Below are 2,003 nucleotides of genomic sequence, written 5' to 3' on the forward strand. Positions count from 1 at the left end.
ACGGTAGACTTGGTGGTAGAGATTGCACCACCCGGGTCCCGTTTTTGAATTACATATTCCGCAGAGACATCCGTATCCATAATCGAGAGGGCATCATCAACCCGTTTAAGCATGGTTTGATAAGAAGTTGCATCAAAACTGCTCTTTGTGTCAGCAAAAAGGCTGACAGATAACACACCTGCGAGTAATATTGTGAACATGTTCTTTTTCATAGGTTCCATTTCATCCTTCACTATCATTTATTGCTTCCCGGGGACTTACTGTTAATGCAAGATGGATTGGATAGATGCTTGCAAAAACAGATGCAACAATTATTCCTAAAAGAAAAATTAATACAAAAATCATTGAAAGTTGAGGCCGCAATATTGAACCACCAAAGAGACCAATCAGAAGGGGATTTTTAAATACTATACCGGCATTGGACATTATGTTCATAATCACACCGGAAAGTATAACACCAATAAGGGCAGAACCAAGGGAGAGTACCAGGATTTCTAAAAAAATAAGTTGTATAATATACCATCGCTGTGCTCCAAGGGCTCGCATGGTTCCAATCTCACCGGTACGTTCCAGCACACTTATGGTGAGTGAGTTTATCAGCATCATGAGAGCTCCGGCTATCAGAAAAAGGACCCCCACATTAAAACCAGCTTTTAAGGCAAACAGCATGAGCGCATTTGATCCGGCAGCGGTATACCAATCAAGGACTCGGACCTCAAGATTGTTTTTTTGCAGAATCCTTTTCAGATCTCTTTTGAGACGACTAAGAGAACTTTGTTCGTTCTTTCTAATTAGGATAAAACTCCATGCAGCAGCATCGGTCGCAACCAGATCATCCCGTACTTTAGTATCTTTTAATTCTGCCTCTACCGAATCAAGACTTAACCCCCTTTCATTGGAGGCTACTATATCCTGCTCGGTAAAAAAAAGATCATCAAGGGAATCTGGCTGGGTAGTTAATTGGGTAGTGGATTGTTTAGTTGATGGGGCGGCAGGTATTACATCTTCGGTATTTATTTTATTCCCCAAAGTATAATTTACCAGACTGCGAACCAGGGTGGGATCGGCTAATACAATCCGGTCCAGCGCTTCAGAAGGAGCCTTATACCGATAGACTCCTGCTACTTGAAATGTTCGAAGTCTAAAGGTTCCGCCAGAAGCTAATCCAGCAGACACCTTATCTCCCTTGACGAGAGAACGCTTTAATTTGTTTTCCGCCTTTTTAGCCCATTGTTCATTTATAAATATGCCGCCCCGCTCTAATTCAGCTGGATCTCCCCAGAGTATTTCGATATCCTTCAGCACCGAGAAATATGTTGCCGTGTCTACCCCAAAGACCACCGACTTCTGTGCAAAACCAGAAAGAGATACATTGGCTATACAGGAAACAATGCTGGTGTAAGAAGAAATACCCGGAATATTGTCGAGGGCTGAAAAAATCTCTTTTGTCCCATTAATCGGTGGAATTGTTTCGTAATCGCTGACTATAGGGATTTCACTTCCAAACAAACCATATGATTCTTCACCAGGAGCCCCAAGGGCAAGATGTCCCGTTAAACTCCCCACAAGGGAGGTTTCCATTCCTTTAGAAGCACCATCTAAGATAGAAATAGTTATATTGATAAACAGGGACCCAACAACTACCAAAGATGACATAAACAGGGTCCGTTTGGGATGGCGCCATAAATTGCGAAAAGCTATCTGTACAATCTTCATTATGCACCACCCCGCATAGCAATTACTGGCTGGACTCGACTGCCATCAAGGGCAGGGCGCCATATAGCAATGATTGTAGTTGCCATGAGAAGCATGAGGTTTATCAACATGGATGATACTGAAAGGGCCAAACGCAGGTGTCCCCGTTCAAGAACCAGGCCGGATCCAGGTATAAAGGAAAAATTAATGCGGGATAAAATAAAAAGCCCAATATAGCCAACAACAAAACCAGCAAGGGAAGCAAAAAAGGATAATTCAATTCCTTCCCAGAGGAATAGGGCGATAAC

The 2,003-nt window shown here is 42.7% G+C and carries 2 protein-coding genes and 1 pseudogene; all 3 read right to left on the reverse strand.

The genetic code is table 11. From position 1 onward, the window contains the following. Positions 1 to 239 (reverse strand): annotated as a pseudogene (locus Q7P68_RS13915) (hypothetical protein); the annotation flags it as partial. Continuing rightward, positions 223 to 1,716: an ABC transporter permease gene (locus Q7P68_RS13920; protein WP_304226682.1), complete on the reverse strand. Its 1,494-nt coding sequence runs from the start codon at positions 1,714 to 1,716 to the stop codon at positions 223 to 225. The pseudogene Q7P68_RS13915 and the gene Q7P68_RS13920, both read right to left, overlap by 17 nt. Next, on the reverse strand, positions 1,716 to 2,003 hold a 288-nt coding region (locus Q7P68_RS13925), incomplete at its 5' end, for an ABC transporter permease family protein (protein ID WP_304226684.1). The genes Q7P68_RS13925 and Q7P68_RS13920, both read right to left, overlap by 1 nt.

The sequence above is a fragment of the Gracilinema caldarium genome (assembly GCF_029265695.1).
Lineage (GTDB): Bacteria > Spirochaetota > Spirochaetia > Treponematales > Breznakiellaceae > Gracilinema > Gracilinema caldarium_A.